The sequence below is a fragment of the Pseudomonas sp. 7SR1 genome (genome assembly GCF_900156465.1).
Taxonomy (GTDB): Bacteria; Pseudomonadota; Gammaproteobacteria; order Pseudomonadales; family Pseudomonadaceae; genus Aquipseudomonas.
In genome coordinates this window covers 5,206,799-5,223,321 of sequence record NZ_LT707064.1, presented here as the reverse complement: position 1 = coordinate 5,223,321, position 16,523 = coordinate 5,206,799, and the positions used below count along the sequence as shown (strand labels likewise).

General features: G+C 61.5%; 12 protein-coding genes. 1 reads left to right on the top strand and 11 read right to left on the bottom strand.

Going from position 1 to position 16,523, the window contains the following annotated elements; translation table 11 throughout:
• Positions 1 to 43: 43 nt before the first annotated feature.
• The 6 genes from BW992_RS22915 to BW992_RS22890 form a co-directional block, all read right to left on the bottom strand.
• The gene (locus tag BW992_RS22915; protein WP_072394659.1) at positions 44 to 385 is read right to left on the bottom strand and encodes a cupin domain-containing protein; all 342 of its coding nucleotides are present in this window, start codon (positions 383 to 385) and stop codon (positions 44 to 46) included.
• Complete coding sequence (locus BW992_RS22910; protein WP_072394662.1) at positions 382 to 1,806, bottom strand: NAD(P)/FAD-dependent oxidoreductase; 1,425 nt, start codon at positions 1,804 to 1,806, stop codon at positions 382 to 384. The genes BW992_RS22915 and BW992_RS22910 overlap by 4 nt, the downstream gene beginning before the upstream one ends.
• A gap of 57 nt (positions 1,807 to 1,863) precedes the next feature.
• Positions 1,864 to 2,655, bottom strand: coding sequence for an AraC family transcriptional regulator (locus tag BW992_RS22905; RefSeq protein ID WP_072394665.1), 792 nt, complete (start codon positions 2,653 to 2,655; stop codon positions 1,864 to 1,866).
• A 228-nt stretch (positions 2,656 to 2,883) separates the two neighbouring features.
• On the bottom strand, positions 2,884 to 4,737 hold the full coding sequence (locus BW992_RS22900; RefSeq protein WP_072430498.1) for an ABC transporter ATP-binding protein: 1,854 nt from the start codon (positions 4,735 to 4,737) through the stop codon (positions 2,884 to 2,886).
• A gap of 237 nt (positions 4,738 to 4,974) precedes the next feature.
• Positions 4,975 to 6,540, bottom strand: a complete 1,566-nt coding sequence (locus BW992_RS22895) for a M10 family metallopeptidase C-terminal domain-containing protein (RefSeq protein WP_076407155.1) — start codon at positions 6,538 to 6,540, stop codon at positions 4,975 to 4,977.
• 146 nt (positions 6,541 to 6,686) lie between these two features.
• Positions 6,687 to 7,673: a fimbrial protein gene (locus tag BW992_RS22890; RefSeq protein WP_083526331.1), complete on the bottom strand. Its 987-nt coding sequence runs from the start codon at positions 7,671 to 7,673 to the stop codon at positions 6,687 to 6,689.
• A 290-nt stretch (positions 7,674 to 7,963) separates the two neighbouring features.
• Between BW992_RS22890 and BW992_RS22885 the strand changes: the two genes are divergently transcribed.
• On the top strand, positions 7,964 to 8,332 hold the full coding sequence (locus tag BW992_RS22885; protein WP_053154022.1) for a hypothetical protein: 369 nt from the start codon (positions 7,964 to 7,966) through the stop codon (positions 8,330 to 8,332).
• Between the two features lie 9 nt (positions 8,333 to 8,341).
• Here the strand turns inward: BW992_RS22885 and BW992_RS22880 are convergent, their stop codons facing one another.
• From BW992_RS22880 to BW992_RS22860, 5 genes are all read right to left on the bottom strand, one after another.
• Positions 8,342 to 10,807 (bottom strand): fimbria/pilus outer membrane usher protein, encoded by a 2,466-nt coding sequence (locus tag BW992_RS22880; RefSeq protein ID WP_083714606.1) that lies wholly within the window; start codon positions 10,805 to 10,807, stop codon positions 8,342 to 8,344.
• Between the two features lie 176 nt (positions 10,808 to 10,983).
• Positions 10,984 to 11,721 (bottom strand): fimbrial biogenesis chaperone, encoded by a 738-nt coding sequence (locus BW992_RS22875; RefSeq protein WP_053154020.1) that lies wholly within the window; start codon positions 11,719 to 11,721, stop codon positions 10,984 to 10,986.
• 69 nt (positions 11,722 to 11,790) lie between these two features.
• On the bottom strand, positions 11,791 to 12,381 hold the full coding sequence (locus BW992_RS22870) for a fimbrial protein (RefSeq protein WP_053154017.1): 591 nt from the start codon (positions 12,379 to 12,381) through the stop codon (positions 11,791 to 11,793).
• A 239-nt stretch (positions 12,382 to 12,620) separates the two neighbouring features.
• The gene (locus tag BW992_RS22865) at positions 12,621 to 13,268 is read right to left on the bottom strand and encodes a response regulator (RefSeq protein WP_053154013.1); all 648 of its coding nucleotides are present in this window, start codon (positions 13,266 to 13,268) and stop codon (positions 12,621 to 12,623) included.
• A gap of 35 nt (positions 13,269 to 13,303) precedes the next feature.
• Positions 13,304 to 16,519 carry a hybrid sensor histidine kinase/response regulator gene (locus BW992_RS22860; RefSeq protein ID WP_076407154.1) on the bottom strand — a complete coding sequence of 1,072 codons (3,216 nt, stop codon included), beginning with the start codon at positions 16,517 to 16,519 and terminating at the stop codon, positions 13,304 to 13,306.
• Positions 16,520 to 16,523 lie beyond the last annotated feature (4 nt).

Sequence of the window (16,523 nt, the reverse complement as noted above, 5' to 3'; positions counted from 1 at the left end):
ACAGATACCTCAACCTTTGTTCTAAGCGTTATGGAAGGGGCAGTCAGAAAATCAGTACGTAGCTTTTGCGAACGGTCTCTTGTACGTCCCAGATGCCCGTTGTGTTCGCGGGGAACATCAACGCGTCGCCGGCCTGGATATCGATGGGCGTGCCTTCATCCGGCGTGAAGGTGCAACGTCCCTGGATAAAGTGGCAGAACTCCTGTTGCACGATTTGCCGGCGCCAACGGCCGGGTGTGCATTCCCACACCCCGGCCTCGACGCCGTCGGTGCGTTCCACTGCGTTGCTGGATACGTGGGCTACCGGTTCACCCAACGGCACTGCGACCGGATGGGCCTGGCCCAAGGGCAGTGCTGCGGTGTCTGGGAAGTGTTCGATGGTCATGCGAAGGGCTCCTTACTGTGCATCAGGCTTTCCATGGTGGACGCCAGGCCTTCAGCCATTTTTCGCCGCCACCGTGGGGTTTCAAGGTTGGCCAGTAGCCGGTCTTCCAGCACAAAACTGCGAATGATCGCGTTGTAGCCAAGCCAGCGCAGAGGCTCGGGCTCCCATCGCGGCAGCGAGGCAATGGAGCGCTCGGCCAGGACCCATGGCTGGCGGGTGAGCACACTTTCACGACCGAGGATCAGCTCGGCCAGGGTGCGTCCGCCCAGATTGCTGGCGCCGACCCCTTCGCCGCCATAGCCGCCCGAGAGCGCCACTTGCTGGCGGCGGTCCACCAGCATGTGGGGCTGAAAACGCCGGGCGATTCCCAGGTTGCCTCCCCAGGCATGGGTCAGTCGTACCTGGCGCAGTTCCGGGAACAGGTCACCGAACAGTTGCCGGCGCAGGTCGCGTTCGGCACCGCTGAGGTTGAAGTCCTGACGCAGTCTGCCGCCGAAGCGGTAGCCGCCGCGGGCACCGAATACCAGGCGGTTGTCCCGGGTACGCTGGCCATAGGTCACTTGGCGGCTGTTCTCGCTGAAAGCCTGCCCATGGCTGAGGCCAATTCGCGCCCAAAGGTCTGGCGACAGCGGCTCGGTGGCGACGATCAGGCTTTGCGCAGCGACAAGGTGCTTGCCCAAGGGCGCAAGTTCACTGGAGTAACCTTCCAGTGCCGGCACTATCCAGTCGGCGCGGACCTTCCCCTGGGCGGTCGACAGTTCTCCGGGCTTCCAGCTCGATACCGGGCTTTGTTCGAAAAGCCGCACCCCGAGCTTTTCCACGGCTCGCGCCAATCCACGAACCAGCTTGGCTGGCTGGACGGTGGCGCAGTGGGGCGAATACAGGCCGCCGTAGGCAGAGGCCACTTTCAGTTGGGCATCCAGCTCCTCGCGGTCCAGCCAGCGATAGTCCGCGTCATCCAGGCCCAGGGCCCGATAGCCATCCAGTTGTTCGCGCAGGCGGCGTTCTTGTTCGGGGTAGCGGGCCGCGCAATACAGTACGCCGCCCTTGCGCAGGTCACAGTCGATCGCTTCCCGTTGGCAGACCTGCGCCACTTCATCCGGTATGCCGTGCAGCAGCTCGAAACCTTCTGCCCGGGCCGTCGGCGAGAGTGCGCCCAGCAGGCGGTCCTCACCCTGCAGGTTCCCCATCAACCAGCCTCCGTTGCGGCCGGAGGCACCGAAGCCCGCGATCTGGGCTTCGACGATCACGATATTCAGGTGGGGAGCCTGGCGCTTGAGGTAGTAGGCGGTCCAGAGTCCGGTGTAGCCCGCGCCGATGATAGCCACGTCTGCCTGGAGATCTTCGGCCAATGCCGGCCTCGGCTCCAGTGGCTCCTCGAGTTGCTCCATCCACAAACTCACACCGCGCCAGTCGCCCATGCCATACCCCGCTTACCGATTCAGGCACGAGTTTAGGCAACGACTTCTTCGGCTGTCTTATCTGCGGGTACGCGTGCAATGCAGCTTCAGCCAGGCTTTGGGAGTACAGCCGGTATGGGCGCGGAAGGTCTTGTAGAAGGATGAGGTGGAGTTGAAGCCGGCATCGGCAGCGAGGTCATCCATGGGCATCGCTTCACCTTCTTCGGCCAGGCGGCGCAGCAGATACTGCACCCGGGCCTGGTTCACGTAGCGGTAGAAACTCTGGCCCAGCACCTGGTTGAGCAGGTATGACATCTGGTTGCGGCTGTAACCCGTCGCTGCCGCCACCGTCTGCAGGTCCAGCTCCGGATCGAGGAAGGGTTGCTGGCGCTGGAAGTACTCGTCCAGGTCCCGGGCCATGTAGGTCAACTGCCGGGCCGACAACCCCAGCTTGCTGATGGCCGGCGCCCGGTTGGCATTGGCTTGCGGGTGTTCATGCACCAGCGAGGCGTATTCATTGACCCGCCAGATCAGCCCGTCCCGCACGGTGATGGCTTCGCTGGAGCGGAAAACCACCCGCTGGCCGCTGCCCTGCAGTGCGGTCTGGTACTGGATGAAGGCTGTGCTGCCGTCGGCCCGGATGCGATCGGTGTGCTCCAGGTATTCATCCGGCTGCCGGGGCAGGGTGCCTGTCACATACACGCGCAATTGCGCCAGGCCCATGGTGCGGTTCTGGAAGAAGTCGTTGTACTGCACATCGGGATGGTACAGCGCCATGATCGCCTCCAGGTCCCGATGTTTCCAGGCCAGGTGATAGCGCAGGACGGTATCGCGAGTGCGGCGGGTGGTGTCATCGGGCGGGCAAGCCATGAGCGGGCCAACGTCTTCGATCGGAGAACTTCAGATTACTTGGCAGGCCTCCGGTTTGGAAGGCACGGCTGCGGTGACAGGAGCGGGTGCCGGCCCGGGCGCATTCGTTGTCGTTCATGCGCACCCGCCGAGCCGGCCTGTCCGTTTCTTCCTGCCTGCGCCGCAAAGTTGCGGTTCATCGCTTCACGGGCCTGGCTTGTCGATGCAATCGGCCCGCGACAGGCGCGGTTACTCCACCGCCTCGGCCACGCCCTGGTCCTCACCCAGGAATCCACCGCTCTGGTGGTGCCACAGCCGTGCGTAAGTGCCGTTTTTCGCCAGCAGTTCGGCATGGGTGCCTTGTTCGATGATGCGCCCCTCATCCATGACGATCAGCCGGTCCATGGCCGCGATCGTCGAGAGTCGATGGGCGATGGCGATGACGGTCTTGCCCTCCATCATTTCATCGAGGCTCTCCTGGATGGCGACTTCGACTTCCGAATCCAGGGCACTGGTGGCCTCGTCAAGCAACAGGATCGGTGCGTTCTTGAGCATCACCCGGGCGATCGCGATACGTTGGCGCTGGCCCCCCGACAGCTTGATGCCGCGTTCACCCACCAGGGTGTCATAGCCGCTATGGCCTTGCCGGTCGCTCAGTTGACGGATGAACCCATCGGCCTGGGCGTTGGCTGCCGCCGCACGGATCTGTTCATCGGTGGCCTCCGGGCGACCGTAGGCGATGTTGTCGCGGATGGAGCGGTGCAGCAGGGAGGTGTCCTGGGTGACCATGCCGATGGCGCTGCGCAGGCTGTCTTGCGTCACCCTGGCGATGTTCTGGCCATCGATGCGGATCTCTCCGCTGTCGACGTCGTAGAACCGCAGCAGCAGATTGATCAGCGTCGACTTGCCGGCACCGGAACGGCCCACCAGGCCGATCTTTTCGCCCGGGCGGATATGCAGGCTCAGACCATCGAGCACCTGGCGCTCACCGTTGTAGTTGAAGCTGACATTATCGAACGTCACCGCGCCGCCCTTGGGGACCAGCACGCCGGCATCGGGCGCATCCACCACCTTGGGGCCGCGGGTCAGTGTCTCCATGCCATCCTGCACGGTGCCGATGCTCTCGAACAGCGAGGTCATCTGCCACATGATCCAGTGCGACATACCGTTGATGCGCAGCGCCATGGCGGTGATCGCCGCCACGGCCCCGGTGCCGACTTCGCCCTGGTGCCACAACCACAAGGCATAGCCGCCGGCGCCAAGGATCAACGCGACCACCAGGGCCTGGTTGACGATCTCGAACTGGCTGACCAGGCGCATCTGGCGAAAGCCGGTGAGCTTGAAATCTTCCATGGCGGCGCGGGCGAAATGCGCCTCACGCTTGGAGTGAGAGAACAGCTTCACCGTGGTGATGTTGGTGTAGGCGTCCGAGATGCGCCCGGTCATCGACGAGCGCGCATGGGCCTGTTCCTGGCCGACTTGCCCCAGGCGCGGCACGAAGTACAGCATGGCCAGGCCGAACAATACGATCCAGGCAATGAACGGCAATATCAGTTTCAGGGCGAAGCCGCCCGCCAGTGCGATGATCGCGATGAAGTACACGCCGATCCCGGGGGCGATTTCAATGACGGTGAACAGGACCTCGCGCACGGCGAGTGCCGTCTGCATCACCTTGGTGGTCACCCGGCCGGAGAATTCATCGGAAAAGAACGAAAGGCTCTGGCGCAGCATGAGGCGATGGAAGTCCCAGCGCAGCCGCAACGGCAGATTGATCGCCAATACCTGGTGCTGCACCATCGTGCGCAGCGCCACCAGTGCGATGCTGGCGAGCAAGACCATGCCGATACCCCACAGCACCCGGCTTTCCTGTGCTTGCGCCTCGCCGCCAGCCTGCCAGGTCGAGAGCAGGTCCACGACCTGGCCCAGGAAGGAAAACAGCCAGGCTTCATAAATCGATACGCCGGCGCTGAGCAGTGCAAAAGCGAGGATATAGCCGCGAGCGCCTCGGGTGCAGGCCCACAGGAAACGGACCAGACCGACCGGGGGCGGTGGGGCTTCATCGGGTGGGAAGGGGTCGAGTCTTCGTTCAAACACACGAAGCATTGGGGTCTCCGGAAAGTTCTTGATAGGGGATTTTGCCACTTAACGGCTGCCTGAGGGGCCGCGAGACAGGGGCGGCGCGCCAAGGCGTACCTGGACGAAACCGGACATGAGCCCATGATTGGCCGACCCATTGCACCGCAAAGCCTCAGGAGAGGGGCGAGTGGGGGCTGAAGGGCGAACCGTGTCACGCCTTGCCCGGCGAGCAGTGGCGCCAGCTACGGTTGGCCCGTGACCCGATCAGACCACGTCCGTATGCAAGTTCGGACCTGTGCCTATCAACGTCAGTTCCACATGCCCCGGCGGGGGCACCTCAGCGGACTTCGCGCCAGTATCGGCGCTGGCCGGCGCGCTGTTGTCCGCCGCACTGAACAGCAGGTTGCTCTCGTTGAGCCGGGAGGAAACGTTGCCGTCGATCACCAGTTCGAAACGTTGTCCGTCGCCATTGGCCTCGAAGCTCTTCAGGTAAGTGCGTGTGTCGTCGGCATTGTTTCGGATCGCCAGCGTCCCGTCGTATCCATTGCCGATGCCGGTGAAGCCCAGGGCACTGAGATCGATACGGTCTTCGTCGGGATTGAAGTCGAGCAGGCGATCGCTGCCGCTACTGTCGGCGCAGCGGAAGCTGTCGGCCACGCTGGCATAGCGCAATACGTCGCTTCCCGCGCCACCGGAAAGCAGGTCACGGCCGAGATTGCCCTGCAGCAGATCGTCTCCCGCCAGGCCACGCAGGATCTCATCGGTTTCCAGGCCTTGCAGCTTATCCTCGCCAGAGGAGCCCACCAGTCTGGCGGTGCCATCCGTGCTGCCGAACGTCGTGTCAAGGCTGCCATCGGCATTCAGGCGAACCGCAGCAAAGTCACTGCCATGGTTGGCGTAGGCGTGTCCGGCCAGCAGGATCCTGCCATCGTCCAGCAAAGTGATTTCGCTGGCCAGGGCCGAGTCGCCGGGCAGGTCGACGCTGACCGTCCCCTGGTTGCCGAAACTGAGGTCCAGGCTGCCATCGGCGTTGAGCCGGGTCACGGCAAAATCCTTGAAGGTGCTGGTGCTGGCCACCAGGATCTTGCCGTCGTCCTGTATGGCCACGTCGCCACGGTAGCTGCCGAGAAAGGACAGCGACGCGATGCCGCCCTCGCCAAAGTCGGTATCCAATTCCCCATCGGCCGTGTACTTGAGCAAGCTGTTCTGGAAGCCGGGCGCGCCCTGGACCAGCAGGCCTCCATCTGCCATCGGGGTCAGGCCTTGCATGAACTCGAACGTGCCGTCGGCTTGCAGCGTCAAGGTGCCTTGCGTGCCAAACGCCATGTCCCGGGTGCCGTCGGCATTCAGCTGGGCCACTTTCAGAGTGTGACCTTCCAGCGCACTGACCAGCACGCCCCCGTCGGCCTTGGCCTGTACCAGGGGGGCTGAACCAAACCCGCTGGGCAGGCTGGCCGCGGCATTGCTGTTGAAGGTGAGGTCGGCTTTGCCGTCCGGCCCCCAGCGCTGGACGATGGCGGTATCGTCATGCCCTTCGTGGGCAGTCACCACCGCACCGTCGGCCTGGACCTGAAGCGTGTATGTCTTTTCGAGAGGGATCTGCTTGTGGATCACCTGTCGGCCGGCGTTGCCGTAGTCCTTGTCCAGACTGCCGTCGGCAAGAAGGCGGGTGAGCGAAAAGTCCATGCCCTCGTCCAGGTCGTCGCTGTACTGGCTGAAGCCGGCGATCATAATCGAGCCATCGGGCTGTATCACCACGTCCTGGGCATTATCCGCATGTCCCGCGATATCGACGATCATCGTCCCAGGGGCGCTGTAGGTGGTGGCCATGTTTCCAGTCCTTTAGAGCATCGCAAAGCGTTGACTCTAGCCCAGTACCATTGATGCGCCAGGGTTTCTGGACAACTGGCATGGCAGGCAATCCAGCTGGCCACGGATGAGCGGGGCTCAGGCATCTCATCGAAAGCGGGCGTCCGTCACAGGTAATTCATGATGAACCAGACGTCTGCATTCGCGGTTCCTGCGCTCAGGCCAGGATCGAGTATCCCGCTGCTTCCCGAGGGCAGGACGCGCAAATACCGCGCTGTCAGGGGGATGCTGAAGGTTCCGCCCGCGGCGGGGGACTCGCCAAGGACATAGCTTTTGTTGAGTTCCAATGGTTGCTGGTCGTTGCCAAGCAGTTGCAGTCCCAGGCCCTTGGCGGTGGACGTATTGTTGAGGTTGACGATACCCAGGCTGGCATTCCATGCGGGACTGTTCGGGGTCGGGGCGAGTGTGTAGGTAATCTTGTTGATGCCCTTGGGGCAGTTGTTGACCCTTATATTGAAACTGACCGGGGCGGATTGCGAACCATATTCCGCAAATGAACTGAGCTTGTGTTTGCCCATGTCCACGGTCACGTCTGGCGTGTCGCAGGATTGGGCAACGATGGAGGTGCTGCTGGTCACGCTCATCGCCAGGGGCGTGATGCTGTCGAAGTAGTAATAGCCATATATCCCCGAAGGAAGCTTCAGCAGCTCGCCCTGGGTGTCGGCGATCTTTATCAGGCGTAGCGCGTGCTGGGAACCATTCCACCCCCAGGTGCCGGAGGGGCCGTTATCAATGTTGGGGTAGCCGCGTGCCGCGGTGTTGTTGATTTCGACGCGTATCCACTGCCAGGCGATGCCTGTATTGCCTATCGGGAATATGTTGTTGCCGGGTGTCGTTGTCCCAAGGCTGTTTTTGATGCCATAGGTATACCCCGAGGGGCACGTGTAGGAACTGTTTACGCCTTGCAAGGTTTTTGTTGGCGTTTCATAAAGGACCGTTCCATTTGGGGCATCCCGGGGCACCGATATCGTCGGCGGAAAATCGAATTGCATGGTGGTCAGGCCGTGTCCTTTCACAAAGGAACAGGCTGCCTCTGCTCCCTGGCCCGTCAAGGCGAGGAAAACGATGGGTACTATGATTTTTCCTGGTGTCATTCAAGACCTGCTCTGGGTGGGTGCGGCGCTGCGCGGGGATCGATTTGAAGTCGGAAGGTTGACGGAGGCTGGGACAGGGATATTGGAATTCGACGATAAGATCCGTCGCCGGCTTTTGGAATCGGAAGATTCCTATACGCCACGTCCGCAGCACCGAACCGATCGGGTGGACACGCCTGCGCTGGGGCCGGAATCGCTTGGACGGTGGTCCCGAGCTCTTTCACAACACTCAAGATCCCTCTGCCGCTGACGACATAGACCTTGATGACTCAAGCCAAGGAGCAGTCGCTATGGGCGTTAAAGAGGTAGTGATGGGCGTGTCGCTGTGGGTGGCCCTGAACGGGGCGTGCCAGGCCGAACCGGCGTTGACCGAAGGCGTTATCCGTTTCACCGGGAGCATCGTCGAGCCAGGGTGCCGAACGGACATGAACCCCGGCGTCGCGATCGAACTCGTCGAATGCCCGCGTGCGGCCCGCGGCGCTACTCTCGATGTCACACACATGGGCGGCCAGGGCAACCAGACACCCGGCGTCTCGGCACGCCTGATCGCGGACAGCGGCACGGACGAGCCTTATTACAATCAGCGCTACGCCCTGGTGGACGCGGCCGGAAAGCCCGTGCTCGATGGCACCTGGCTGGTGACGCTGACGGCGCCATGAGGCGCACCGTCAGGGCCTGCATTCGAGCCTGACCCGCTCGTAGTTCAGAGCCTTGTCGCGCTCGGGCAGGGAGTAACTCGCCTGGCATTGCTTGTCCGCCCATTTGATGGTGAGCGTGGCGCTCGGGTCCTGCACCAGGGCCAGGGCCTTGCCGGAAGGATCGGCCATCGCGATCTGCTTGCCGCTTGAGTCTTCCAGCACCGTGCCGAACGGCAGATGCTTGTGCATGGCATCGAACAGTTCGAACTGGACCCGCCGACCGGTTTGCGAGGCGTAGCGCACCAGTACGGCGGCGCCGCGTCGAGGCACGACTTGTTGGGTGGCATTCTCGATCTCGACATCGGCGCCCAGATCACGAGTGTCGAGGCTGATCCAGTTCACCCGGTAGGGATGGGTGTTGGGGATGACCGCAAAGCCGTTGCGGCCGGTTTTGGTTCCGCTGAAACTGCTGATCTTGACGCCGCCGGGTACGTCTGGCACCTCGGCCAGTGCAAAGGTTTCACCCAGGGTCTGCCCGAGGTTGATCCCTCCCGCGTGGGCTACCACCGAACCGGCGAGGTTCAGGTTCTGCGAGGTGTAGCCGCGACCCTGGCTGTAGCCCGCATTGATGTCCACGAAGGGCTGTCGGGTACTGATGCTCGCCGATCCCGAATTGCCGCTGGTGCTGCTGTTGCCTGCCTGTACGGAATAATAGGTGTCGCTGTTTTCCGATAGGTAGCCGTTCACCCCCAGTTGAGTGCTGTCGCCGGATTTCTGGCTGGTGGTCGAGAAATACGCCCGGGGTGCCCGTGGTTTGGAACCGAGGGGAAACGACAGCGACAGGTTCATCTGTGTGTCGTTGTTCGAGGGGCCGAAACTTCCCACGTCCTGGGTGTGGATCACGCCGAGGTTGTAGGTCAGGTCACCCCAGTTGTTGCTGTAGCCGGCGGACACACTCTGGGATCCGCCTCGTCCCCAGTAACGCTGGTCGGTAGCGTTCAGGTAAAGGCTTCCGAACTGCTGGTTGCGGCCCAGGCTCTGGCTCACGGTCAGGTCCGTGCGGGTCTTGGAGTTGCCGCGACGCTGTTCGGCGTAGCTCTGATCCTCGATATGTTCGGTCAGCGTGCGGTAACCCTCGGTCGAGTAACGGTAGGCAGCGAGGGTGAAGTTGGTGTTGGTGCCACTGAAAGTCTTGGCGTACAGCATCCGCAGGCTGTTGCCTTGTGTCGTCTGGCCGTGGGACTGGCTGGACGAATGGGTCAGGTCGAACGACACGGCCCCCCAGGGCGTATTGCGACCCAGGCCCATGGACAAGGCCCTGAAATTATCGGTTGCCTGTACGCCGACGATGCCGGTCGTGTTGCTGCTCAGGCCGTAGGCCAAGGTACTGCTGAGCATCTGCGGCGATGCCAGGCCTTCGGTGTTGCTCTTGTACTGGCCCGCCGAGACGCTGTAGTTGACCTGCCCCTGGCGCACCATGATCGGCAGGCTGGAGAAGGCCTGGATGGTTTCACGTCGGCGGCCGTCCGCTTCGATGATCGTCACCTGGAGGTCACCGTTGGAGCCGCTGGGGTAGATATCGCTGATCTCGAAAGGACCAGGCGGCACGTTGGTGCTGTACAGGATGTAATCGTTCTGGCGAATCTCCACGGTGGCGTTGCTTTGCGCAACGCCTCTGATGACCGGTGCGTAGCCACGTTCGCTGTCGGCGCGCATGCCCTCGTCGGAGCTCAGCATCAGCCCGCGGTAGCGGACGCTGTCGAACAACTGCGAGTCGGAAAAAATGTCCCCCGCGCTGAACTGTCCCTTCAGGGCCGTGACGTCATGTTGCACATAGCTACGGTTGCTGGTGAACGTATTCGGCCGGCCAGTCTGGCTGTTGAAGTTGGATTCGTTGCGCAGCCTCCAGCCGCCGAGGTTGATGCCGTTGCGCAGACCCAGGTTGTTGGAAATCGTCGTGGCGCTGTCGGTGCTGTTGCGATTGCTGCTCAACTGATAGTTGATGAACCCAACGGGCACTCCCGCGTCCCACAGCGCGGGGTCGACATAACCACGCATGCCTCGTTGCATGGCGATCTGCGGAATGCTGATCGACAGTCGCAGGCGACTGGGGTCGTAGTTGACGGTCGCCTGGTCGATCAAGGCCGGCAGATCATGGCAGGCGTCCGGCGCAGCGTTTTTGAGGCGGTCCGCCACTTCGGGCCGGCTCAGGTTGATCCCCAGTTGCTGCAAGGTTTCCAGGGTCAGGCAGGCTTCCACTTTTGCGCTTTTCTCAACGCGCCGAAAATCGATATCTCGACGGCCGACCAGCACGTCGTTGCTGTAGACGTCCACCCGATAATTTCCTGGCAAAACGCTGTTGGCCGAGAGCAGCAGATCCAGGTCCACGGAGGACGCTGCGCCTTGCAGGAATGAGGTATTGAACTGGCTGACTTGAAGGGGTTCTTGAACTGCCGGGTCGCCAGCTTCTGCGAGCTGGGTCAGGCCTGCCAACATCGCCAGGTATAACGCGTTAAGACCAAAGTTAATGGACGACGTCGTTTTTGTCGGGGAGTTGGAGTTGCTGCGTGGGAATAAAGACATGCCCAGCCCTATATCGCTACGGACGACAGAAGTTAAGGTTCGTTATTGAAATCGGAGAGCGTCGGGAACTGCTGTGAGTGCGGCGATCGTTATTGCACTGCTTTTCCATTGACGGCCGATGCACCGGTGAAAGTCGCTGCATAGCGAACTTGCGCACCGTAATCGTTGATGCTTGAAAAGTTGACGCTCGAATAGTTCGAATGTGTGGCCTGTTTAAGAGGGAGCGTTTTGGTCTCGCCGGGCGCAATCATCATGGAGTCCACCGGGTGTTCAGTGCTGGAGCCTGAACGAACGGCCACTTCCGACAATGAAACGTGATAGAGACTCGGGTTGCTTATCGTCAATGTCGCATGACCTTGCTGCTCGCCCAGTCGCCACGACAGTTGTTCAGGCGCCAGATACGCTTCTGACGCAAGGCCGACAGGGCGGAAGAACACCTTGATGCGCTGGCGTACCGCCAGTTGCAACGTGTTCGGCGTCTTGGCGGCCTGGGGGATTTCCTGGACATTGAGCCATACCACCGATTCCTTATCGGTTGGCATGCCGGTGCCCTCATAGATAATCCGCAGCAGTTGCTGTTCCTTGGCCATGATCCTTGCCAGCGGCGGTGTCACGGCAAAAGGGACTGGCGCTTTCTCGGTCTCGCCGTCGATCCAGGATTGAATCAGCAGGTCGTCACCATTGTTACGTACCTTGATGCTGACCTCTTTGTGCTCGGCGTCGAACACCAGGCGGGTCGCGCTCAGCGAGATGCCGGCGCTTGCCTGTGCTGCGAGCAGTGCGCAGTGCAAACCCACGCACAACGATAGGAAGTGTCGGTTGAACATGACTGGATGCCTGAAATTGAGAAAAGGCGGGACCCTGAAGTCCCGCGCAGTATCAGCCCCGTCCGGCCCTTACTCGTATTGCAGGGTGAACGGCAGGGTGGCGTCGCCGCGACCGGCCACGGCGGTCTTCGGATCGGCAGTGGTGACGTAGGCAGCGGAGAACTTCAGGGTCGCGCTGCCGTCCTGCAGGGTGTTTTCGATTCTGGCGGCAGTTGGGGAGCTCAGGTCGATCTGGTCGCCATTGGCGTTCAGCAGGGCGATACCGATGTTCTTGGCTGCGCCTACACCGTCAGTCAGCTTGAGGACCTTGGTGCCGGTCACGATGCCCGAGCCCGCGCCTTTGGTCGGTTCGAAAATCATCGCAACCTTGGTGCCGGCGTTGCAGTTGATCTTCATGTCGAAGTTTTCCGCGCTCAGCTTGCCGCTGCCGATGGGTGCTGCAGCTGTGCCCATGTCCTTGATGGACACTTCACCCATGGGCACCGAGATGGTTTTATTCAGGCCGGCACTTTCGATGGAGCAGGCGTCGTTGTTGATGATGCCGCTGAAATTGATAGTGCCACTGCCGGCCAGGGTGGGCGTTACCGGATCAGCTGCAAACGATTGACCCGCGGCGGCGAGCATTGAAAGTGTCAGCAGTGTCAGCGATATGTTCTTCATTTAAATATCCATATGTCGGAGATAAGTTGCGTTCTAAACGCCGGGCCAATTTAGTTTTTTGCCGGGGTACGGGCCATCAGACAATTCTGATTGATGTCAATGGGCTAATTATGGGCGGAGCGTTTAGAGCGATGAACGGGCCTGCGCCTCATGCACAGACCGTCAATGTATGAATGTTGGAGGAGGGCGCGCGAAAGTTGAAAGTTATAGAAATGACAAGTAGGCGCGAAGAGAGTTGTTCAACTGAAGATATTGTTCTCCAGGCAATACGTCAGCAGATCCTGGTCGCTGGAAACTTCAAGTTTACGCATGGCGGCGATTTTCTGGGTGCTGACGGTCTTCGCGCTCCTGGACTGGCTTTTTGCGATGGCAGTGACGCTCAGCCCCGAGACGAACAGGCGCAGAATCTCGAACTCCTTGGGCGATAGCCTCGACAGCCGTTCATCCAGCGCGACGTTCTGCTCCCTCACGCTATGGGCCAGGGGCCTTGCACTCTTGAAAGGGCGTCCCTGGGCGATGGCCGTGAGCGCAAGCTGGATGTCGTCCTGTAACTGGTTCTTCTGGATGACACCGACCACGCCCAGTTCATGGAGCCGTGTCAGGATCAGCGGGTTGGAGATCATCGTCAGCAGGAGGATTTTCACCTCCGGGAAGTGCCGTCGCAGGTACTCCACCAGTTTGAGTCCGTCACCGTAGGGTGAGTCGGCCGGCATGTTGAAGTCCGTGATCACCAGGTCGACCGGCTGGTGTTTGAGAAGCTCTATCAGTCCATTCGAACAGACCGCCTCACCGACGATCCGGAAGCGGTCGTCGCGTTCTATCAGCTCACGCACGCCCAGCAATACGATGGGGTGATCATCCGCGATCACGACGTTGAGTGTGGCCATGTTGGCTATCCCTAATACGTTATTGAGTCATACCGTCATGCCAGTGCGTCGAGCATCGCTCTCAATCGCCCAAGCATAGCCTCGATGTCGCTGGCCAGGTCAGGTGTCATGTGCCGGCCCTCCAACCGGTTCTCCAGGTCGATGCAGGTTTGCGCCAGGTCGGCCGCCTGCACGGCGCCCAATGCCCCGGCCATGCTGTGCAGTTGCCGGGCTACCGCGGCGGTGTCGTTGCCTTGGAGCGTGGCATTGAGCGTGTCGATATCCTGCTGCATCGTGCTGAGGAACAGGTCCCGCATTTTCGGCGACAGCTGTGGCCGGTCGGCATTGTGCACCGTGTCGGCCGCAGGCGGTGCCGGGCTGAAGGGGAGCGGCTCGGCGAGCTTGCAGTGTTTCAACAGCTGTGTTCGCAGCATGTGCAGGTTGAGCGGCTTTACCAGCCAGGCATTCATGCCGACCGCAGCGCAGCGCTCTCCCTCGTCGCGCAGGGCATTGGCGGTCACGCCGATGATCGGCAGGTCCGGCTCGTTCCTGCGCAGTGCCTGGGCCAGTTCATAGCCGTTCATTACCGGCATGTTCACATCGGTCAGCACCAGGTCGAATGAGCCGGGCAACCATTGATGCAGGGCCTGCTCGCCATTCGCCGTGGCGACTACCGAGCAGCCCAGCGCCTGCAGTTGCTCCTTGATGATCGCCCGGTTGATCGGGTTGTCCTCGGCCACCAGGATGTTCAGGTCCAGGTGTCGTGGCGGCTCCATGGTCGATGGGAATGTCCGTGAGTCGGTGCCCTGCTGGGCGAAACGTATTGCCCATGCCATCGCCCGGATGTCGTACGCATCCACGGTCCAACCGGCGCGGGTGTACTCCGGCGGGTTGGGACCGGCGGCCCTGGCGATTATCCGCGGGCCAGTCCAGGAGGACTCCTGGGACGAGGGCAGTACATCGAGCAACAGCGATGATGCGCACGGCGGCTGTTCCGGGTTGACGATACGGGTTTCCTGGCCTAGTCGTTCGAGCCAGTTGCAGACATGCTGCGCCAGTTCAGGCGTGGGTGCCTGTACATAGACGGGCGGGGTGTGCGGATCGAATTGCGGGCAGTCGCCCAGATGGCCTTGGCCGCAGGCAAGCTTGAGTTGCAATGAAAAACTGCTGCCGAGCCCGGGTTCGCTCACCACTTTCAGCTCGCCGGCCATCAGTTCGCATAACCATCGGCAGATCGCCAGGCCCAGGCCGGCGCCCGCTTCGCTGGACGCATCGCGAACCTGGTAGAAAGGGTCGAACAGCTGGGCCTGTTGCGCTTGGGAGATGCCGATGCCGGAGTCGCTGACCTGCCACAGCAGGCTGGCGACGTCGGCATTCTTGTCCAGGACTCGCAACCTCAGTACGACGCGTCCGTTGTCGGTGAACTTGATCGCGTTGCTCACCAGGTTGTTGAGGATCTGGCGGATCCGCAGCGGATCGCCCCGCACCTGGTCGGGAACGGCGGGGTCGATACAGGCGTAAAGCTGCAAGCCCTTGGCCTGGGCGAAAGCGCTGTAGGCCCGCAGGGTCTCTTCGGTCAGTTCCAGCGGGCAGAAGTCCTGGGCCTCGATGGTCATCTGCCCGGCTTCGATCTTCGATACATCCAGTACGTCGCTGATCAGTTGGAACAAGGTGGCCGACGAGCGCTGGATCGTGCGCAGGTATTCCTGCTGGCGGGGGGCCAGGTCAGTCAGGCCCAGGAGTTCCAGCGTGCCCAGTACGCCGTATAAAGGCGTGCGAATCTCATGGCTCATGGTCGCCAGGAAACGGGTTTTTGCCGCATTGGCGGAATCGGCGGCGTGCAGTGCCTGTTCCAGCGCCGCGGCATCCTCGATGTGGCGGGTCACGTCGTTGAATGCGCAGATCCAGACCTCCTGCCCGTGATAGCGAGCCCCGACGAAACCCACCTGCAGATGGCGACCGTCGATCTGCAGCTCCGTCTGGCCTGCACGGGTGAGCAGTTGCCTCTGCTCGAGTGCGGCGATCAGTTTGTCACTTGGCTGCCACTGTTGAAGACGCTGGTTCTGCAGGAGGATCTTGTGATCGCTGCGACGTATCACGCACAGGCCGGTGGGAGCGCTGTCGATGATCGCGCGACTGAAGGCCTCGCTTTCGGCGATGCTCTGGTGGGCCTCATGGGCGGGCAAGACCACGCGAGTCTTGTACCACCGGTTGAAAGCCCAGCCACCGCCGATGCTCGCGAGCATCAGCGTCAACATGCCCAGCAAGGGCCACCAGGCATAGTCGATGAAGCTCTTGAAGCCGACCACATAGACGGCTGTCCAGGGCTGTTGCCCGTCGCTGGAAATCTTGAACACCAGGCCATCGAGACGAAAGTTGAGCCCGTCCTTGAGGTCTTGCCCAGGCTTTTCGGCGCCTACCAGCAGGGCACCGTTGGGGGCTACCAGGCTGAAGCGATCGTAGATCGACCACTCCATGATGCGCTCGATCTCGTTGAGCTGGTTCAGGTTCAGCAGCGAAGCCACCACCACCCAGGGGCTGGCACCCCGGATACCCAGCTGGGTGGCCGGCATGTCGATGTTGATGTAGGCCAGGACGGTCGGCGGGGCGCTGTTGTCCGTTTCGGCGCTGTAGCGCACCCAGTGCACGCGACTGTCCGCAGGCCGAGGGTTGTCCTCATGCAGCCGTTGCAATATCTGGTTCATGACCTGCTGGTAGGTGCCGCCCTGGATCTGGCCGACGCCGCGCAGGCGGCCGGCAGCGGGCACGGCGATATCGAAGTTGTCCGGCATGTTGAACAGGAACACCTGCGGCGACTGGTAATACGACGCCGACCAGAAGGCGCTGTAGTAGCTGGCCAAATGGGCACCCAGGCCGAAGACCCGGTGGCGTTCCTCCGGCTCGATGGTGGCCGGGTTGATCTTCACGCTGAAGGGCAGGGAGAAAGACAGTTCCTGGCCTTTGTAGATGCCATCGCCTTCATCCGGCAACGGCTCTTCGACAAACATCCGGAACTGCCCGGTATCCAGCGGCAGGCCTTTGGCGCTTTGCCGGGCAATCGCATCGAGGAAGGCGTCCTGTTCGCCGATGTTTTCCATCAGCCTGGCGAAGTGAAACCGAACGGTGTCGCGCTGCTCCTCGATCATTCGGTTCAAGCCCCAGGCACTGAGACCGATCAATAGCGACGCCAGACCGCCCAGCACGATCAGCCCTTTGTTCATCTTCAAGGAGCTGCTGGTCAGTTTCTGTAGAAGATCATCGGAATGGGTCATTGGG

Excerpts from the sequence above, each read along its gene's own strand:
- BW992_RS22910 (WP_072394662.1), bottom strand. The coding sequence starts at position 1,806 with ATGGGCGACTGGCGCGGTGTGAGTTTGTGGATGGAGCAACTCGAGGAG.
- BW992_RS22905 (WP_072394665.1), bottom strand. The coding sequence starts at position 2,655 with ATGGCTTGCCCGCCCGATGACACCACCCGCCGCACTCGCGATACCGTC.
- BW992_RS22900 (WP_072430498.1), bottom strand. The coding sequence starts at position 4,737 with ATGCTTCGTGTGTTTGAACGAAGACTCGACCCCTTCCCACCCGATGAA.
- BW992_RS22880 (WP_083714606.1), bottom strand. The coding sequence starts at position 10,807 with ATGTTGGCAGGCCTGACCCAGCTCGCAGAAGCTGGCGACCCGGCAGTT.
- BW992_RS22885 (WP_053154022.1), top strand. The coding sequence starts at position 7,964 with ATGGGCGTTAAAGAGGTAGTGATGGGCGTGTCGCTGTGGGTGGCCCTG.
- BW992_RS22915 (WP_072394659.1), bottom strand. The coding sequence starts at position 385 with ATGACCATCGAACACTTCCCAGACACCGCAGCACTGCCCTTGGGCCAG.
- BW992_RS22875 (WP_053154020.1), bottom strand. The coding sequence starts at position 11,721 with ATGTTCAACCGACACTTCCTATCGTTGTGCGTGGGTTTGCACTGCGCA.
- BW992_RS22865 (WP_053154013.1), bottom strand. The coding sequence starts at position 13,268 with ATGGCCACACTCAACGTCGTGATCGCGGATGATCACCCCATCGTATTG.
- BW992_RS22870 (WP_053154017.1), bottom strand. The coding sequence starts at position 12,381 with ATGAAGAACATATCGCTGACACTGCTGACACTTTCAATGCTCGCCGCC.
- BW992_RS22860 (WP_076407154.1), bottom strand. The coding sequence starts at position 16,519 with ATGACCCATTCCGATGATCTTCTACAGAAACTGACCAGCAGCTCCTTG.
- BW992_RS22890 (WP_083526331.1), bottom strand. The coding sequence starts at position 7,673 with ATGACACCAGGAAAAATCATAGTACCCATCGTTTTCCTCGCCTTGACG.
- BW992_RS22895 (WP_076407155.1), bottom strand. The coding sequence starts at position 6,540 with ATGGCCACCACCTACAGCGCCCCTGGGACGATGATCGTCGATATCGCG.